The organism is Nostoc sp. CENA543, assembly GCF_002896875.1.
Lineage (GTDB): Bacteria > Cyanobacteriota > Cyanobacteriia > Cyanobacteriales > Nostocaceae > Trichormus.
Map to the genome: position 1 here is coordinate 6,572,876 of NZ_CP023278.1, position 18,835 is coordinate 6,591,710.

General features: G+C 41.2%; 14 protein-coding genes and 1 pseudogene. 7 read left to right on the forward strand and 8 right to left on the reverse strand.

Going from position 1 to position 18,835, the window contains the following annotated elements:
* Positions 1-66 precede the first annotated feature (66 nt).
* Positions 67-1,185 (forward strand): non-hydrolyzing UDP-N-acetylglucosamine 2-epimerase, encoded by a 1,119-nt coding sequence (wecB, locus tag CLI64_RS27590; protein ID WP_103140200.1) that lies wholly within the window; start codon positions 67-69, stop codon positions 1,183-1,185.
* 74 nt (positions 1,186-1,259) lie between these two features.
* Here wecB and CLI64_RS27595 read toward each other — a convergent pair whose 3' ends face one another.
* From CLI64_RS27595 to hemC, 4 genes are all read right to left on the reverse strand, one after another.
* On the reverse strand, positions 1,260-2,096 hold the full coding sequence (locus CLI64_RS27595) for a peptidoglycan-binding protein (protein WP_103140201.1): 837 nt from the start codon (positions 2,094-2,096) through the stop codon (positions 1,260-1,262).
* A gap of 292 nt (positions 2,097-2,388) precedes the next feature.
* Positions 2,389-3,306, reverse strand: coding sequence for a M23 family metallopeptidase (locus tag CLI64_RS27600; protein ID WP_103140202.1), 918 nt, complete (start codon positions 3,304-3,306; stop codon positions 2,389-2,391).
* A gap of 316 nt (positions 3,307-3,622) precedes the next feature.
* The gene (gene glgA / locus CLI64_RS27605; RefSeq protein WP_103140203.1) at positions 3,623-5,041 is read right to left on the reverse strand and encodes a glycogen synthase GlgA; all 1,419 of its coding nucleotides are present in this window, start codon (positions 5,039-5,041) and stop codon (positions 3,623-3,625) included.
* Positions 5,042-5,130: 89 nt separating this feature from the next.
* On the reverse strand, positions 5,131-6,102 hold the full coding sequence (gene hemC / locus CLI64_RS27610) for a hydroxymethylbilane synthase (RefSeq protein WP_103140204.1): 972 nt from the start codon (positions 6,100-6,102) through the stop codon (positions 5,131-5,133).
* Between the two features lie 226 nt (positions 6,103-6,328).
* Here hemC and CLI64_RS27615 point away from each other — a divergent pair, with 226 nt between their 5' ends.
* From CLI64_RS27615 to CLI64_RS27625, 3 genes are read left to right on the forward strand one after another with little or no spacing between them, the layout of a single operon-like run.
* Complete coding sequence (locus tag CLI64_RS27615; RefSeq protein ID WP_103140205.1) at positions 6,329-6,667, forward strand: DUF433 domain-containing protein; 339 nt, start codon at positions 6,329-6,331, stop codon at positions 6,665-6,667.
* A 35-nt stretch (positions 6,668-6,702) separates the two neighbouring features.
* A complete protein-coding gene (locus CLI64_RS27620; RefSeq protein WP_103140206.1) occupies positions 6,703-6,951 on the forward strand; it encodes a hypothetical protein in 249 nt (82 codons plus the stop codon).
* A complete protein-coding gene (locus CLI64_RS27625) occupies positions 6,951-7,394 on the forward strand; it encodes a PIN domain-containing protein (protein WP_103140207.1) in 444 nt (147 codons plus the stop codon). Before CLI64_RS27620 ends, CLI64_RS27625 begins: the two co-directional genes overlap by 1 nt.
* Positions 7,395-7,691: 297 nt before the next feature.
* Here the strand turns inward: CLI64_RS27625 and CLI64_RS27630 are convergent, their stop codons facing one another.
* On the reverse strand, positions 7,692-9,794 hold the full coding sequence (locus tag CLI64_RS27630) for a bifunctional serine/threonine-protein kinase/formylglycine-generating enzyme family protein (protein WP_103140208.1): 2,103 nt from the start codon (positions 9,792-9,794) through the stop codon (positions 7,692-7,694).
* Between the two features lie 274 nt (positions 9,795-10,068).
* Here CLI64_RS27630 and CLI64_RS27635 point away from each other — a divergent pair, with 274 nt between their 5' ends.
* From CLI64_RS27635 to CLI64_RS27645, 3 genes and pseudogenes are all read left to right on the forward strand, one after another.
* Positions 10,069-11,046 (forward strand): YegS/Rv2252/BmrU family lipid kinase, encoded by a 978-nt coding sequence (locus CLI64_RS27635; RefSeq protein ID WP_103140209.1) that lies wholly within the window; start codon positions 10,069-10,071, stop codon positions 11,044-11,046.
* A 489-nt stretch (positions 11,047-11,535) separates the two neighbouring features.
* Entirely contained in the window at positions 11,536-13,098 is a 1,563-nt protein-coding gene (locus CLI64_RS27640; protein WP_103140907.1) for a metallophosphoesterase, read from the forward strand.
* A 310-nt stretch (positions 13,099-13,408) separates the two neighbouring features.
* A pseudogene (locus CLI64_RS27645) lies at positions 13,409-13,666 on the forward strand (DUF4277 domain-containing protein); the annotation flags it as partial.
* 25 nt (positions 13,667-13,691) lie between these two features.
* On the opposite strand, the gene CLI64_RS27650 reads toward CLI64_RS27645, so the two are convergent.
* From CLI64_RS27650 to CLI64_RS27660, 3 genes are all read right to left on the reverse strand, one after another.
* On the reverse strand, positions 13,692-15,158 hold the full coding sequence (locus CLI64_RS27650; protein ID WP_103140210.1) for a tetratricopeptide repeat protein: 1,467 nt from the start codon (positions 15,156-15,158) through the stop codon (positions 13,692-13,694).
* A 402-nt stretch (positions 15,159-15,560) separates the two neighbouring features.
* On the reverse strand, positions 15,561-17,189 hold the full coding sequence (locus CLI64_RS27655; protein ID WP_103140211.1) for a tetratricopeptide repeat protein: 1,629 nt from the start codon (positions 17,187-17,189) through the stop codon (positions 15,561-15,563).
* Positions 17,179-18,471: an ATP-binding protein gene (locus CLI64_RS27660; protein ID WP_103140212.1), complete on the reverse strand. Its 1,293-nt coding sequence runs from the start codon at positions 18,469-18,471 to the stop codon at positions 17,179-17,181. The genes CLI64_RS27655 and CLI64_RS27660 overlap by 11 nt, the downstream gene beginning before the upstream one ends.
* Positions 18,472-18,835: the final 364 nt, after the last annotated feature.

Below are 18,835 nucleotides of genomic sequence, written 5' to 3' on the forward strand. Positions count from 1 at the left end.
CTATTGACTAATGACTATTGACTAATGACTATTGACTAATGACTATTGACTAATGACTATTGACTAATGACTAATCAAAAACGTGTTTGCATTATCTTGGGAACTCGTCCAGAGGCGATTAAGTTAGCTCCGGTAATTCAGGTGTTTCAGGACGCACCGGACTTTGATTTGCAGGTGATTTTAACTGGACAACATCGAGAGATGGTTGAGCAGGTGATGCAGCTGTTCAATTTGAAGGCAAATTATGATTTGGAGATTATGCAGCCGCAGCAATCTTTGAGTGATATTACTTGCCGGAGTTTACGAGGTTTAGAACAGTTATTTCTAGAAAATAAGCCGGATTTTGTGATTGTTCAAGGTGACACGACTACGGCTTTTGCAGCCACTTTGGCGGCGTTTTATCAAAAAATTCCTGTTGGTCATGTGGAGGCTGGTTTAAGAACTGATAATCTCTATAATCCTTATCCAGAGGAAGCTAATCGCCGATTAATTTCTCAACTGACGCAGTTACATTTTGCCCCTACGGCTTTGGCTGTGGAAAATTTGGAACGTTCTGGGGTGTTAGGGGAAATTCATTTGACGGGAAATACAGTGATTGACGCGCTGTTAAATGTGGCTGCAACTCAACCTGCTTGCAATATTCCTGGTTTGGATTGGAATTCTTACCGGACTTTGCTGGCGACTGTGCATCGTCGGGAAAATTGGGGAGAACCTCTGCAAGCGATCGCCCAAGGTTTTTTACAAATCTTAAATAATTTTCCTGATACGGCTTTACTCCTACCCTTACATCGCAATCCCACGGTGCGAGAACCATTGCAAGCATTATTAGGCGATCATCCGCGTGTATTTTTAACTGAACCGCTAGATTATGCCGAACTTGTGGGAGCAATTGGGCGATCGCATTTTCTGTTGACTGATTCCGGTGGGTTACAAGAAGAAGCACCCAGTCTGGGAAAACCAGTGTTAGTCCTTAGAGAAACCACAGAAAGACCGGAAGCTGTGGCTGCGGGTACCGCAAAACTAATAGGTACTGCTAGCGATAGTATTGCGGCGGCGGCTGGTGCGTTATTAAGTAATCCCACAGCATACGAAACAATGGCTAACGCCATCAATCCCTTTGGGGATGGTCACGCAGCCGAATATATTTTGCAGATTGTCAGAAAATATTTTGGGATGGGGGATTAAGGATTGGGGACTGGGGATTAGGGATTGGGAAAAATCTCCCTTGTCTTCCTTTTCCCCCTTGTCTCCCTCATTCCCTATCCCCGTAGTAGCGCACTGCGAGTTTCTGGGCCGACTACGCCATCGATGCGTAAGTTGTTATTAGCTTGGAATTCTTTTACTTTCCTTGCTGTCACAGGCCCGTAATAACCTGTGGGTTCAATGCCTAAAGCTTTTTGTACTTCTGAGACAGCCTCACCTTTAGAACCAAGAGTGAGGGTGACAGGGCCGCCAGTTCCTGGATTTGGTTTATCTGGCATATTGCCTGTAGAAGCTGTGGTAAACAAGGCCGTGCGAGTTTCTGGGCCGACTATGCCATCAACGCGCAAGTCGTTATTGCTTTGAAATTCTCGGACTCTTCGTGCTGTTACAGGCCCGTAATAGCCAGTGGGATTAATTCCTAAAACTTTCTGTACTTCTGCTACGGCTGCGCCTCTAGAACCAAGGCTGAGTGTAACGCGTCCACCTACACCTGCATTGTTATTGGGTTTGTTGGGGCGGGTGGCAGACATATTACCCACCCACTTTGCAGATACATATTTATTAGCAGATAGGCGCACGAAACCGTTAACTGTTTGAGTGCTGGTGATTTTTGTCCCGTTTGGTAAACAGTCTACGACCTTAGCGTCCGTTTCTGGCTGTATACGCACATTCAGACAACTGCCATTAGTTCTGACATAGGCAGCTACAGCAGATTGGGTTTGGGTAATAGCAGCAAAAAATACCATACAGCCTGCTAAAGATAACCAAGCTGAAGATTTGAGTAATTTTTGCCAATTCCAATTGAATTGGGGCAATTCGTAGTCGATATATTCAGCCTGACCATTTGCCTCTTCGTTGGCAATAACCATAGAGGAATAAGCAATATATTCCATTGGTAAACACCTTATATTTTGGTAACGACTAAAAACTTACAGACAATATTTTTGTTTGTGTAATTTTGACTACTTTATATCATAAAGCGTTTTGCTGTTGCCAAGGTTAAATACGCGGAAAATGTATAAAAATTGTTGCAAAAAGAACTGACGCGATCGCACCAGTTCTTTTTCATCATGTCTATGCTATTGTTGATTTAAGGAGACTAGACCAGCAAATATTTAGAGATTAGTTGCTCTGATACAAAAGTCATAAAACCTTAATTTTTGCTCTCATCAAAAGCTGAGTTTTTCACTTATTGAAACTATGAAAAGTATCAGTGCGAATTTGGCTGCCGTGACGTAATACTTGCACCTTATCGGCACTGACTAAGTAAGAATAACTGCCATTATTAGCTTGATATTTGTTTTGACCAACACTCCACGCTGGGATTTTGATTGGTTGATGAGGATCTTGTTTTAATTGACCAATGTAGAAAAACTGGCCGTTTTCTTGGCAAACTGTAACAAATGTATTTTTGGTTTCACCGTGAACAACTGAGACACCATTGCAGCCTGTATTGTGAATGGGGGAAAGAGTTATGGGAATTGGGATGATTTGGGATGGTGAAACTGTTTGTGTTACTGAAGGTGGGACAATTGATTGGGGTTTATGAATTTGATAGCCACCAGCCGCCGTGGAAGATATGTGAGATGGGGGAGTATGGCTAGCAACGGATGAGGCTAATAAACGCTGAGGATCAGAAGCAACTTTACCATTGGGGTAAATTTCAAAATGTAAATGAGAACCGGTGCTATTACCAGTAGATCCCATTTCTGCGATGATTTGACCTTGTTGGACTTGTTGACCTTTGCTAACTAGTAAACGGCGGTTATGACCATAAACGGTGACGCTGCCATTGGGGTGTTTGATTTCTATGGCATTTCCTAATCCCCATTCATCCCAGCCTGCTTTCATGACTGTTCCATCCGCCGCCGCCATAATTGGTGTGCCAATTGCCCCAGCGATGTCGATTCCTTCGTGTTTATACTTGCGGAAGCCTTGAGAAATATATCCAGTAGTAGGCCAGATAAATTGGGTATCAGAAGAGGGTGTTTGTGGAATTGCGACTTGAGTGAAGGCAGTAGTATTGCTGATGACTACCGCAGTTAATGAAATTAATCCTGTCAAGCCATAAGTACACCCACGGAGAATAGTATTTTTTCTCACAAGTTATAACCCTTGCAAATATCGCTTAGATAGTCTGTATATATTCGTTTGTTCAAGATAGCACTGGAAATATCAGGATAAAATCCGTAAAATTTATTACTTTTATAGATGCCGCACATTACATAGACGCAGATGTTGTAGAGAAAGTGTCAGGCGGCGATAATTTGTGCAAGGATAGCGAAAAATTTTGATGGGATCAGGCAGTTCTAAATCATTGTTAAGAAACAAGAACCCTGACTTTTTGAAAAAGTCGGGGTTCTGGAGGCTCAATGCTTTAAAAAACAGTAGCTTGCGTTATCGCTAACTCAGCCTCAATTTATTGAATGATTGCTAATTCTGGTTGTGGTGTTTCTTCTGGTTCTGGTAAGCCGTACATGGAACGATAGAGTCTGTCATATTCTTTAGCGGATTTGTACCAACTGAAGTCTTGACTCATACCGCGTTTTTGTAGTTCTTGCCATTGGGGTTTGTAGCGGAAGCCTTCCCAGGCGCGAATCATACAGGTGAATAAGTCTAGGGGTTCGTAACGGTCGAAGCAATAGCCTGTACCTGCTTCGTTCATGGGGTCGTGGTGGGATACAGTGTCTACTAGTCCACCCGTGCGGCGGACGATGGGGACGCTACCGTAACGCAACGCCATCATTTGGCTAATACCGCAGGGTTCAAAGCGGCTAGGCATTAAGAAGGCATCTGTACCGGCGTAAATGCGGCGGGAGAGGGGGTCATTATATAGTAGGTAGGTGGCCATGCGTCCAGGATAGCGGGAGGCTAATTGCCACATTTGGGTTTCGTAGTAGCGATCGCCTGTTCCTAGCAAGACGAACTGAGCATCAGTATACGCCATGAAGCGGTCTAACATTTGGATGACTAAATCCAAACCTTTTTGTTCGACTAACCGCGTCACCATGCCAATTAAAAAGGCGTTTTTATTAACTTCTAAACCAACTTCTTCTTGTAGGGAAATTTTGTTAACTTTACGTTGATCTAAAGTTTCTGTTGTGAAGGTTTGAGCGATATATTTATCGGTGGCTGGGTCGTATACCTCTGTATCGATACCGTTAACAATCCCAGATAACTTACCACTAATAAAAGATAGTAAGCCTTCTATCGTTTCACCGTAAGCTGGAGTCTTAATTTGTTCGGCGTAGGTGGGAGAAACTGTATTAACTCTATCGGCAAATTGGACTGCGGCTGCCATTGTATTATGTCCTTGCATATACCAAGGACACCAAGTAATTTTCTCTAAATACCAACGCCAAGGCCCTTGATAAGCCAAATTGTGAATTGTAAAGACTGTGGTAATGTCTGGAGACTGGTGCATCCACACAGGAATCATCCCTGTGTGCCAATCATGACAGTGAATAATGTCTGGTTTCCAGTGATTCCAGCAAAATTCGGCTGCACCATTGGCGAAAAATGTGAAACGCCAGTCTTCATCATCACCACCATAGATGCGACGAGGATCGAAGGCAGGATGTCCGAATAAATACAAGGGAACATCAGTACCAGGCAGAATTGTTTCGTAAACTGCAAAATCTTGGAACATGGCATATCCCCACCACACAGGTTCTTGGGGAATCTCCATTTTATCGGCGAGAAAGCCGTAATAGGGCAGGAAAATTCTGACATCATGCCCCATTTTTCTCAAGATTTTTGGTAATGCCCCGACAACATCACCCATACCACCAACTTTAGCAATGGGTGCTGCTTCTGCTGCTACAAATAGAATCCGCATGGTAATTTTTATGTCCCCGGCTCTTGAGGTTTTCTGTGAAGTAATTACAAGAATTACTCATATCTAAACACATCTCGGAGCATCATCGTCTAAGAACCACGTTGAATCTCTGCAAAGATAGCATCGAGAATTTCTTGCGCGCCTTGTTCCCGTAGTCGGTTGGCTAATTCTATCCCCAGGTTTTCAGCATCACTAGCTGCACCAGATACGGTGTCTTTGACTAGGTTTTGTCCGTCTATGCTGGCAACTACACCCGTTAGTGTTAAATTATCCCCATCTATTTCTGTGTTTACACCTATGGGTACTTGACAGCCACCTTCTAAACTGCGGAGAAATGAGCGTTCTGCTAAACAACGATCGCGGGTTTCGGGGTGTTCAATTACCTTCAGTAGTGAAATTAATTCTGTATCATCACCACGGCATTCGATGCCTAATGCACCTTGACCGACGGCGTGTAATGATACTTCCTTGGGGAGAATTTGGTGGACGCGATCGCCCATACCTAAACGTTGCAATCCAGCAGCCGCTAAAATTAAAGCATCGTACTCACCTGCATCGAGTTTAGCAAGGCGTGTATTTAAGTTTCCGCGCACATCTTTAAATGTCAGGTGGGGGAACTTGTGGCGTAACTGCGCCAAGCGTCGCAAAGATGATGTACCCACTACCGCACCGGCGGGGAGAGTATCGATTTGCTTATCTTTAAATTTTTCATGCACTACTAGTGCATCGGCGGGGTTTTCCCGTTCCGTGATGGCGGCTAATGCTAAACCTGCGGGAAGGTTGGTAGGTAAGTCTTTGAGGGAATGCACGGCAAAATCAATCTCTTGATTGATCATTCCCAATTCTAGTTCCTTGGTGAATAGTCCCTTGTCGCCAATTTTGGCTAATGCTACATCCAGGATGTTGTCGCCTTGGGTAGACATGGTATGGACTTCAAAGGTAATATCTGGATAACTTTTTTGCAGTTGGTCTCTTACCCAGTAAGTCTGAACCAGGGCTAGTTGACTTTTACGTGAACCAATCCGAATTGTGCGTTGGGCTGTCGAAATAACTGAAGTCATAAAACAATATGTCAAACCAGGCGATATTTTCACTTCTCATCTAGACTACCGCAGTGGGTGACTTACCGGATGGCGATCGCCTGATTTTAGTTAAGTTTATTTTGGTTTTTGTTTACAGTTTGTAACACTAGGGGATCAGGTGTGAGTTAGGGCGATCGTACTATATAGCGGCAATTGTTTGGATGTTAAGATTAATAGAGGTGGATAATATTAACTTGCAATAACTATGCAAATTGAAGAATATTTTACCTTTCTAGCCCCCGATGATATTAGGTTGAAAGGTACACGCGTAGGAATTGAAACTATCTTGTTTGACTACCTATTTCATGCTAGAACACCAGAAGAAATTGCTAAAACTTACACTTCCTTAACTTTAGAACAAGTTTATGCAACTATTCTTTACTATTTACAAAATCAGCAAGCAATAGATGCTTATATGACTGATTGGATGGAGTGGGGCGATCGCATGAGAGCAGAACAAAGCCGTAACCCTAACCCAGTTCTGGAAAAGTTACGTAAGTTAAAAACAGTATTCATAAAATCGCCTCATGAAATTTATCGTTGAGGTTACAATCAGGAAATAAATATTGAGTTAAATTGATGAATTTACCACTGCAAAAAATGTTCAGCGAGATTGACAAACTCACACCAGAAGAGCAATTAACGGTGATGGAATATTTAGTAGAACGTATGAAAAAACGCCTGATTCCGGCACAGACAAAACGCAAATGGAGCGATTTAAAAGGTATGGCTTCTCATCCACTCTTTGGTGAAGATGCTCAACAGTGGGTTTCTCAAACTAGGCGTGAAGGGGATGAACATCGGGAAGATTTGTTAAAAACAGAATAATGAGAATTAGTGAAGCATTAGCAGGGGTTTCTCACATATTTATTGATACAGCACCAGTTATTTATTTTGTAGAGCGTAATCCACAATTTTTTTATTTAGTAGAACCAATTTTTGACCGATTGGCAACTGATATTCAAGCCGTGGTATCTCCGATAACATTATCTGAATGTTTAGTGGGTGCTATACGTTCAGGCTTACCGGATTTAGAGCAAGCCTTTGTTGATGTATTACTCAGTAATGAAGTTGTTTTTGTAGATATCAATGCTGCGATCGCACAAAATGCTGCAAACATTCGGATGCGTTACAATCTTCAGTTACCCGATGCTTTGCAGATTGCAACTGCTATCTCAAGCGGTTGTGATGCTTTTTTGACTAATGATGCAGCTTTGCAACGAGTCACAGAGTTGAGAATTTTGGTAGTTAGTGAGTTAGAGTTAGGGTAAATTAATCTCTCAATATCCGTATCGCATCCTAACCAGTATTTACAGTTTGGTAGGGTGCGTCAGTATGAATAATTTCTCGGTATAGTTAGCTTCTCTCGCACTGACGCACCTTAGATTTTGAAAGGCGATCGCACTATCGCACTACATAATACTTACCACTTGATTAAATTTAAAGTTTCCTTTAGTACAGTTGAAAATACTCATCCAAAAATTGTAAAAAAATTTCATCGCGCGAGGTGTGAGAGGGCAAGAAGATAAAAAGAAGCGCAAAGTGCTAAAGGGCAAAATTGTAAAGAGCTAAGTCCTCGCGGCGGAACACACAACCCGAAAACCGATGTAGTCGGCCCTGTATTCCGGCTCACTCCAGCTACGAGATGCACAGCGACAGAGCCAAGGATTACTGGGCCAAGAACCACCGCGCAACGGCCTATATTTATTATTAGCACCGAACCAAGCACTTCCGTCGGTAGGTGCATTGTCATAATTTTTGTGCCACTTATCCTGACACCATTCCCATATATTACCACACATATCAGATAAACCAAAGAGGGTTGCAGGAAATGCTCCCACATCAGTTGTTTGTTGGTAAATATTGTCGTAATTCGCTAAATCCTTGGTAATTGTTTCACCAAAGTAATAGGGCGTAGTCGTCCCCACGCGACAAGCATATTCCCATTCTGCTTCACTCGGTAAACGATAAATTCTCCCAGTTGTTTGAGATAATCTCGCGCAAAATTCTACCGCCTCATACCAAGAAACCTTTTCTACAGGACGATTAGCACCTTTAAAATGAGATGGGTTGGGATTTAAATCAATATTCACCTTAGCAAAACCAGTAACAGCTTGCCATTGTGCTTGAGTCACAGGAAATTTACCCATGAAAAAGGGTTTTACATTAACTGGATGCTGTGGACTTTCAGTATCATTTCGTCCTGGTTCATTTTTTGGTGAACCCATGATAAATTTACCGCCAGGAATTGCCACCATATCTAAAGACACGCCATTACCCAGGTTTTCTCTAAAATACTCAGCACTTCCCCGAATGCGGTTGATTTCATGTTTCTTTCCTAAACCTATAAACCCTGAATTTATAACTGTAATGGTAGCGGTTTCAAATTCAAAGGTTTGAGTTTGAATAATGGCGTTAGATTTAGCCTTAGACGCTTCCTGTTGTTGTTTTCGCTGTTGTTGTTGATGTAATCTTTCGGCTTCCTGCTGCTGTCGTTGTAATTCTGACTGTAGTGGCGCAAATACTCTTGCTTCTATGGCTGCAATATCTTCATTCCGTAATCCCAAATATTGCTGATAGTCTTGTAATTCCTTTTGTGTTCGCTGACTAAGGGGATATTCTTGTTTGACTACATCAATTAACGCCTGTTCATATTCTTTTAACTTGCGTTGATATTCCCGATAGGGTTGCAAAACTTGTGCTTGAATTTCTCTTGCTTCCTCCTCCAACAACCCCAACTCGACGCGCCTTGATTCTAATATTCTCAAAGCAATGACAGAAAGATCACCTTCACCCTGCTGGGCGCGACTCGTAACTTCTTGCAGATATAATTCCTTGTTAACCTCAGATACAACTGTCGGTGGTAATGGTGCTGTGACTGAGATTAAAGCTTGTAATGTTTCTGTGGCGTTAGGGTAGCGCATACTGAAATGATGACGCACCATTTTAGTTAACACTTCAGCCAAATGATCGCTCACCTGTACTTGATTTTGCCAGATAATTTCCCCTGTTTGGCTGTCTTCTGGCAATTCTGCGGGTAAAACACCTGTTAAAGCTTGAATAGCCATTACCCCTAACGCATAAATATCGCTACCAAAACAAGGTTTACCGCGATATTGTTCATAAGACATATAACCAGGTGTGCCAATCACTACGCTAGAATTGACCTCACCTTGGCTATTAATCATTAATGTTCCTAATTCTTTGACTGCGCCGAAGTCTATCAAAATAATCTTGCCATCTTGGCGACGCATTAAGTTTTGGGGTTTGATGTCGCGGTGAATAACTCCCTGTTGATGGACAAAGGAGAGGATTTCTAACGCATCTTGTAAAAGTTTGGTGACATAACTTTCACTCAGCCGCTTACCAGGTACAATTTCTCGACTTAAATCTTGCCCTTCGATAAACTCTTGCACTATATATAGATTCTGGTCTTGGTTAAAGTGTGCCAGTAGTTGAGGAATGTAGGGATGTTTTCCCAGTCTTTCGAGGATAGCGGCTTCTTTCTCAAAAAATTCGATAACGCGGCTTTGGGTTTGGTTGGGACGTAGTTGTTTTACAACACATAAGGGTTTACTAGGTTGAAAATTATCCCTAGCCAGATATGTGACGGCAAAACCACCGCCACCTAGTAACTTGATGATTTCGTAGCGTCCCACCAGCGTGTTCAAGATAAGTATAAACCCTGAGAAGCTTAATTAATCTCAGTGTAATTGTTGAGGGTTAAATTTGGCAAGACTGGGGATTGGGGACTAACTAAATTCAAAATTCAAAATTCAAAAATGACTGGGGATTGGGTATGATTTATTCTCTCCCTTGTCTGTCTTGTCTCCCCTACACCCCCACACCCTTACACCCCTCCTTCTAGAAATACGCGAAGATTTGGCAAAAATGATACTGTAAAAGAAAATGGTTTAGCGATCGCATTTAACCTTTGGCAATTTTATGAATCGTTCCGCTTGCCTGATTTTTAATCCCGTGGCTGGACAAGGTAATCCAGATTTGGATTTGGCTCAAATTCGGTCAATTTTAGAACCAGAACTTAATTTAGATGTGCAATTAACTACAGAAGAAACTGGTGCTGATGAACTGGCAACAGCAGCAGTTCAACGGGGTGTCGATTTAATTATCGCCTCTGGTGGTGACGGAACTTTATCGGCGGCGGCTGTGGCTGTGGCTGGGACTAATATTCCCTTTGGGATTATCTCACGAGGGACAGCTAACGCTTTTGCAGCTGCTTTAAGAGTTCCTGATACTATTGACGCAGCTTGTCGGACGATTTTACAGGGAATCACCCGTGATGTAGATATAGCTTATTGCAATGATCTGCCAATGATTCTATTAGCGGGAATTGGGTTTGAGGCGGAAACTGTAGAACTAGCAGACAGAGAAGCCAAAAAACGCTTTGGGATTATGGCGTATATCCTAGCGGGAATTCAGCAGTTAAGAGAGTTAGAAAGCTTTGATGTCGAAATTGAAACAGAAGATAAAATCATCAAAACTACTGCGGCGGCGGTAACTGTAGCCAATGCTGCACCCCCAACTTCAGTTTTAGCCCAAGGCCCGGCGGGAATTGTCTATGATGATGGATTATTAGATTTAACAATTGTAGCTCCTAGTAGTAAAGCCGGAGCGATCGCCGCTACCTATCATCTATTTCAAACCGCTTCTTCAGGAAACGCCGCCGAACGCGATGATATTGGTTATTTACGTGCGAAACAGTTCAAAATCACCACAGATCCACCACAAAAGATAGTAATTGATGGCGAAGTCGTAGGAACAACACCAGTTGACATTAAATGTGTTCCTGGCGCGTTAAAAGTATTTGTTCCCTCAGTGCCAGAATTAGAACCAATGGAGAAATTAGAAGGATTACCGAACTTACAGATTGAGTTGAAAGAGTCAGGGAGTGAGGAGGGATGAGTGATGAGTGCTGTTAGCGGAAACGAGACGTTTAGTCCGTGCTGAGTAGTGAGTAGAAACTCAATTTTAGTTTTGGAAGTTCGTGATTGAGGGTAAAAACGTGAAAATTATCATTATGAACATCAATATCTGAGTTATGAACTAAAATATTCTCATTTAGAAGAAAAACGTTTTCGTTTGGAACAAGAACTTTCTAATTTGCAACAGGAATTTTCTCGTTTGAAACTGCAATGTTCTCACGGGAAACGATAATATTCTCGTCTCAAACTCAAACTTTCATCCTGAAAATATATGTAGTATATGTAGGGTGCGTTAGACGTAAGCCGCAACGCATCTAACACCGAGGGCTTTGGTACCTTACGCTGTCGCTAACTCATTACTCACCACTCACCACTCAGCACGGGCTAAACGCCCCGCTTCCGCTAACAGCACGGGCTAACGCCCCGCTTCCGCTAACACTACTCAGCACTCAAAAAGGAGTAAATGATCGTGAAACTGGTTCATGATCCTGCAATAGCCAAGAAAATCCGTAAAATGCAGCAACGAGTACGTTGGCAAGATGCGTCAATTTTAGAACGAAACATCGACCAAACGCGCTTAGTTCTAGAAGACGGACAAGCAGACTCAAAAGAATTCTCTTTTTTAGTTGTGGGTGATAGTGGTTCGGGAAAACATAAGGGACATAACCCCCAGCGACAAGTTGCAGAGTTGATGTTACCCCACTATCAAGACTGTCGCTTTTTACTACATACAGGTGATGTGGTTTATTTAGTGGGTTCGAGTGAATATTATCACCAAAATTTTATTCAACCTTATCGGGAATTACTTGTGGGAGGGGAACATCCCAAAGATATCGCTTACGATCGCATAGTGTTTAAGTTACCAGTTCTCCCTGTCCCCGGCAATCATGATTACTATGAATTACCGTTAGTTTTAAGTTTACTGTCTCTGACCACTTTACCGATTCGGTATGTATTGCGATCGCAGTTAGATATTGATGTCGGTTTACATGGTTCTGGTGTTGGCGATGCTTATGCTAAGGCGTTTATTGATTATCTCCATAGGTTGAAGTTACCAGGAGAATTACCCCGTCATTTAGATCAACACTACACCGCTACCACCGACACAGGACGCACTCTCGTCTATAAACCGGGGTATTTCACACGCATACCCAATCGTTATTACACCTTTCGCTATGGTGGGATTGATTTTTTCGCCCTTGATTCTAATACATTCAATGCACCCCAGCCTTTACCCCACACTCAAAAAGGCGATCGCGATCGGCAAATTTTAGCCAGTCGTCAGCAAGACTTAGAAAGGGAGAAAATGCAAATTATTGAATCTTCCGCTAAATTAAATCCTGAAAATCCCAACGAAGCTGAACAATTAGACGATTTTCACCACAAGTTATCTCAAATTGAAGAAATTATTTTAGATATCAGCAAACAATTAACCACTGAACAGCCGCAAAAAATCGACACCGTACAACTAGACTGGCTAAAGCAGAGATTAATTGCATCTTGGCATAATCCCGAAGTGCGGGGAAGAGTCATCTATTTTCATCATCCGCCATATGTGACAGAGGCGACGAAATGGGAACAGGCGCAAACCCTGGCTATTCGCAGCCATTTGCGGGAAGTTTTTCAGGCTGTAGCCGCAGCGATCGGTAAACTTAACCAAGGACGACCTTTGGTAGACTTAGTTTTAAATGGTCACGCTCATTGCTTAGAATATCTGCAAACCCTAGACACAGGACACGCCGACAGCAATATCAATTGGTTAGTTTGTGGTGGTAGTGGCTATAGTTTACGTCGCCAACGGACAGAAGGCGCAGACTTAACAGAAACTTGGGGAAATACAGAAAGATTAATTGCGCGATCGCATTTTTTCCTCGGACGTAATGGACAAGGTTTTGAGAAACGTCGTCCTTATTCCTGTGTGCGAATTGATGTCACAGGCGAAGATAAACCCCAATTTAAAATCCGTCCCCTAGTCGCTGAATGGTATCAGCGTCAGTGGCATAATTATGAGTTACCAGCCATCATGATTTGAGAGACAATTTATCAAGTAAAACGTAAATTCTTTATAGCCAAGTAGGTTGGGCTGACGTAAGGAAACCCAACACCAATATTCATTAAAATTAACGATATTTATGTTGGGTTGTGCTACGCTTTATCCAACCTACGTCTATCAAGCTTTATTATCTTTTACCCAAACACGAAAAGATTTCAACAAAGCAATTTCCCCCATGCTTTTACTTTGCTGAATAAATTTACTTAAAACACTTACAGATATCATGGGGAAAGCAAGACTAAACCCAAATTCCGCAGGTAAGAGAGGAGATCAATGGTATTTTTGATAAATGACACCATCAGTATCAGAAATAAGAGTACAAGATATTGACCACTGCGGCATAGTGGCAGGGATAGTTGACCAAATGTGTTTGGTAGAACAAATAAACCAAATACTAGGAACACACCAGCAAGAAATAGTTAGCCCAGGTCAAGCAGTTAAAGCAATGATTCTCAACGGATTGGGGCCGTTAAGTGCGCCATTATACCTGTTTGAAAAGTTTTTTGTTGGCAAAGCCACAGAACATTTACTAGGGGAAGGTATAAAACTAAGAAGTTGAAAAAACTAAATTTTTAGTTTTCTGAGTGAGAAGCATCGCGTAAATCTGCTAAGTTGTGACGCACGCTCACCGTATGGGGATGATTCGTCCCTAATTGCTGTACTAAAATATCTAAAGCTTGAATAAACAGAGGTTCAGCTTCACTGTATCTTTGTTGTGAATAGTAAAAGAATGCCAAATTGTTGAGGCTAGTAGCAAAATCTGGGTGTTCTTCTCCCAATAACTGACGGATAATTGTTAAAGCTTGAATAAACAGAGATTCCGCTTCATTAAATTTATCTTGCAGATAATAGATAACTGCTAGATTATTCAACATATTGGCAACATCAGGATGTTCTTCTCCTAGTAATTTACGCTTGATTGTTAAAGCTTCTTGTAAAACATATTCTGCCCATTTATAGTAATTTCTAGCTTGAAAACGACTAATTTCTACCCGGTTGTTGAGGTATGTGGCAAAATCAATGTGTTCTTTTCCTTGTAATTTTTCAATCATTGAACCGGCTGGAATCAAAAATGATTCAGCAGTTGTATACATACCTTGTGAGTGACAAATTACTGCTAGGTTATTCCGTGTAGGGATAATATCAAGATGGTTTTCTCCTAGCAGCTTGTATTTAAGTGCTAATATTTGCAGACACAATAATCGAGCTTCATTATATCTGCCTTGGTAATTGTATAGGGTTGCTACATTATTTAGAATAGTAGTGACATGACGATGTTCTTGATTTAAAAAGATTAGCCTTAATGCTTGGGCGTATAATGTTTCAGCTTCACTGTATTTACCTTGGAAACAATAAAGCGTTGCTAGGTTATTGAGAATAGTAACGACATCGGGCTGTTCTTTTCCTAGTAAATTCCATCTTATTTCTAAAGCTGCAATATATAGCGGTTCGGCTTCACTATATTTACCTTGGTAACGGTATATTTCTGCTAATTTATTGAGGAGAGTAGCAATATCAGGATGTTCTCTTCCCCACAACTTACTTTTAATTCCCAAAGCTTCAAGATACAAAATTTCGGCTTCATTATATTTATTTTGGGAATAATAGAGATGTTCTAACCTTTTAAAGCTAGTAGCAATATCAGGATGTTCTGCATCCAAAAGTTTGCGCCTAATTGTCAAAGCTTCAATATACAAAGGCTCTATTTCGTTGTGCCTATTTTGAGAACGATAAAAATACGCTAACCTATCTAAACTAGTAGCAACATCTAGATGTTCATCTCCTCGCACTCTACGCGTAATTTCTAATGCTTTGACATAACAATATTCAGCAGAACCGTTTCTACCATTGGCATGATAAAAAGTAGCTAAGTGATGGAAACTGGTGATAACGGTTAGGTGTTCTTTACCCCAACGATTTTGACAAAATTCTAGACATTGTAGATAACAACCTAAAGTTTCACTGTATAAACCTTGCTCTTGATAAGTTTGAGCCTGGTTGAGAAAGGGCAAAATTAAATCATCATCACTCAAGTTCATAGTTTATAGAGTTTAGTCTATTGAGGATTAAGTGATTAAGTTAGTGAGGTTAATCACTCAATCCCTTTGTGATGATGGATAATTTAACCTACTTACTCGTTATTTACTTGAGAAAGTAACAGAAAAGAGATAATTATTGATGAGCGATCGCTGAAAAATAGATATGATTAAATTGAGAGCGATATCTAGCCAATGGCTTGAAAACAAACATTATTTCACCTCAGAACAAGAACATTCTCCTTTGGAACATGAAACTTCGAGTTGAAAGCATAAAACTTTGAGTTCAGAGCATAAAACTTCGAGTTCGGAACACGAAAATTGGTGTTCGGAACACGAAAATTGGTGTTCAGAGCATGAAACTTCGCGTTCAGAACATGACTGATGAGGTTAGGAACTTGAATTTTATTGTTCTGAGGTGAGAGAGTCGCGCAAATATGCTAAATTTTTACGCACAGTTACCGTATTAGGATGATTTAACCCTAATTGTCGCTCTAAAATATTTAAAGCTTGGATGTACAAGGCTTCGGCTTGGCTGTATTTCCCTTGGGAGTTGTAGAGTGCAGCTAGGTTGTTGAGGCTAGTGGCGACAGATGGATGTTCTTCACCCAGGAGTTTGCGCCGCAGTGCCAAAGCTTGGATGTACAAGGGTTCGGCTTCCCTGTATTTCCCTTGGGAACGGTACAGTTCTGCTAGGTTGTTGAGGCTAGTGGCAATAGATGGATGTTCTTCACCCAAGAGTTCGCGCCACAGTGCCAAGGCCTGAATTAACAACAGTTCGGCTTCGCTGTACTTCCCTTGGGAACGGTAGAGTAGAGCTAGGTTGTTGAGGCTAGTGGCGACATCTGGATGTTCTTCCCCCAGGAGTTTGCGCCACAGTGCCAAAGCTTCGATGTACAAGGGTTCGGCTTCGCTGTATCTCCTTTGGGAACGATAGAGTTCTGCTAGGTTGTTGAGGCTAGTGGCAACAGATGGATGTTCTTCACCCAAGAGTTTGCGCCTCAGTGCTAAAGCTTCGATGTACAAGGGTTCGGCTTCGCTGTATCTTCCTTGGGAACGGTAGAGTGCTGCTAGGTTGTTGAGGCTAGTGGCGACAGATGGATGTTCTTCACCCAGGAGTTTGCGCGACAGTGCCAAAGCTTGGATGTGCAATGGTTCGGCTTGGCTGTATTTCCCTTGGGAACGGTAGAGTTCTGCTAGGTTGTTGAGGCTAAGAGCTACGTCTCTTTCTAAACCTAACTCTTTTTGCAGTTCTACAGCCTTGCTTAAATACTTAATTCCTAATTCTTGCTCTTTTTGGTAGTCTTGAAATTCACTTCTTTCAAGTCTTTCGCTATAAATATGACCTAAATTAAAATACAAAGTCGCTAAAGTTGCATCTTTTTCACCCCGTTTTTCCTGATCCTGAATAAATCTTTGCAAATCTTCTATAGGTAGCAAGTAAGGATTGTCATCATCAAAGTTCGATATTTCATGACCAATAAAAGCATAAAAAATTGGCTCTAACTCTCTACTAGAAACAGTGTTTTTCTTTTTTGATATAAAGTGAAAAACACCATTTCGCCAACTCCAAAAATCAGGAGCTTTTTTAATCAAACTAACTAAAAGCTGATTAGTCACCCACAAGACAATAGCAAAGGGAAATTCCCTTAAAGCTTCTCTAGTCCACTGCAAATAACCGAAAAATATTTCTTGTTCAGAACGCTCCTTTCCCAGCTTGAGAAAATAAAGCTTTTCTGCACCAGTCACCGTAATTACTGCTGGTTGATGTTGCTGCAAATATGCTTCATTTTCCACTAAGTGAGCAATAGCAGCCCTCAAACTTGGCTCACCTCTGGGTAATGTCACACGATAAGGACGGATTTCTGGTTGTAATTCTGTTTCATACTGCTCGATAATTTGCTCTCGAAAATTCAAATCATCGCAAACAGCTATCAGCAAACTCAAACCCTGTTCTTTCGCTTGAATGCTGACAATTAAATCATCATAAGCATCTAGATTGTCATCATCATCAAATAGTTCATTAATTGTCATTGATGAAACCCTGCTCTCTCAAGAGTTCTACAACGATGGGGTGAACATCATACCAGTTTTTGCGATTGCGATATTCCAAAACATAAAGCCCGTGAAGTAAGTCTAAAAACTCAGGTTCTTTGGGATCATCAGGCATAAAGTTCTGATATGTAGTTTGCAAGATGGTATAGTCAATTTTCCCCAAAGGCACAGCAAAATCATTGCGGATATTATTAATTGCTTCGTCTAAAATTTGCTGATTAATGACCACCGCCTGTCCTGGTTTACGACGAATTAACCGCAGACAAATACGACAACATTCATTAGCAATTCTCACCAACTCTCGCAACACACCACCACTATTAACAACAATATCTTCTACTGCTTGTAATTCTATAAGTGCAGCAGGAATTCGCTTTTGTAAGATTTCACATAAAATATTTTTCGCTTGTGGGCGAGGCTGGGCATTAGGTTGACGATTTTGCCCCTGTTCAAATAATTTTAATACAGGCATGACTACAACTTGGTCATTAGTTTCTGTCTCAATTAGTGGTCTGAGAAACTTATCTCTTAAAACAGCAATAGGTATAGTATAAATAATTCTAAAGTTTGGTTGACATAGAGCTTTGATATTATCTCTATAAATATCATTGACTCTTTCCAATTCCAATTTATCTAAATCATCTATAATAACTAAAACATCTTTTTTTGTGGCAACATGAATGATAGCCGCAATTTCATTAATTCGCGCAATTAAATCAGAAATTTTTCTCTCGAATTCCTGCTTAATTTCATAGCGGACAGCCGCATCAGCTTTTAATTTATTACTAATTAATTTAAGTAAATCGAAACCCAGAGAAGTTTCCGCCTCAAGATTAAATTCTTCTGTCTTAGTCCGAGTTGCGAACCATTTATACAAAGCATCTTTTGTAGACTTAGGAATCTCCACTTTCAGAGCTTCCGCTTCGTACATTAAATTTACAGCAATAGAAAACAAAATATTGATATGATTGACATCAGACATTTCAATTGTGTCTGAAATAGAGAACAAAACCACAAAGTAACGGTCTTGCGATCGCCTGCTAAACTCCGCTAACAAAGTAGACTTGCCACAACCACGATGTCCTGTAAAAATAATCTTGCCATCACCATTAGGGCTATCTTCAACCAACTGCTCTAATTCAGCAATCACATCATCACCATAATCCACCCTAAATCTCTCTAAATCTCTTGTCTGAATCAGTGGCAATAACTCTAAATTTCTGTATGCTTGTTGAAAAGACTTTAACAAATCGTCAGACATATACAATCACTGTATAACCTCGCTATCCATATCATCACCCATCTTTGCTAAAGTCAAGCTGAAATCTTTATCCACACTAATTAACATGAGTTCGACGAACAGAAGAACCCCTCTCCAAAGACGCGAAGCGGCTTCTCGTCAGAGTACCTATCCCCTGCAAGGAGAGAGGCTTTAAAACCTCATTTTTTGTTGATATTTTAGCTCTTTACTCCCCTCTCCGCGTCGGAGAGGGGCTGGGGGAGAGGTCAAAAAAGGCTTATCGAACTCATACTAAATTAAAGGTTTGTAGACAACTTTAGTAGGTTGGGTTGAGCAAGGCGTTTGCCCTTGGCGTTCCCGTAGGGTAAACCAACATAGATATAGG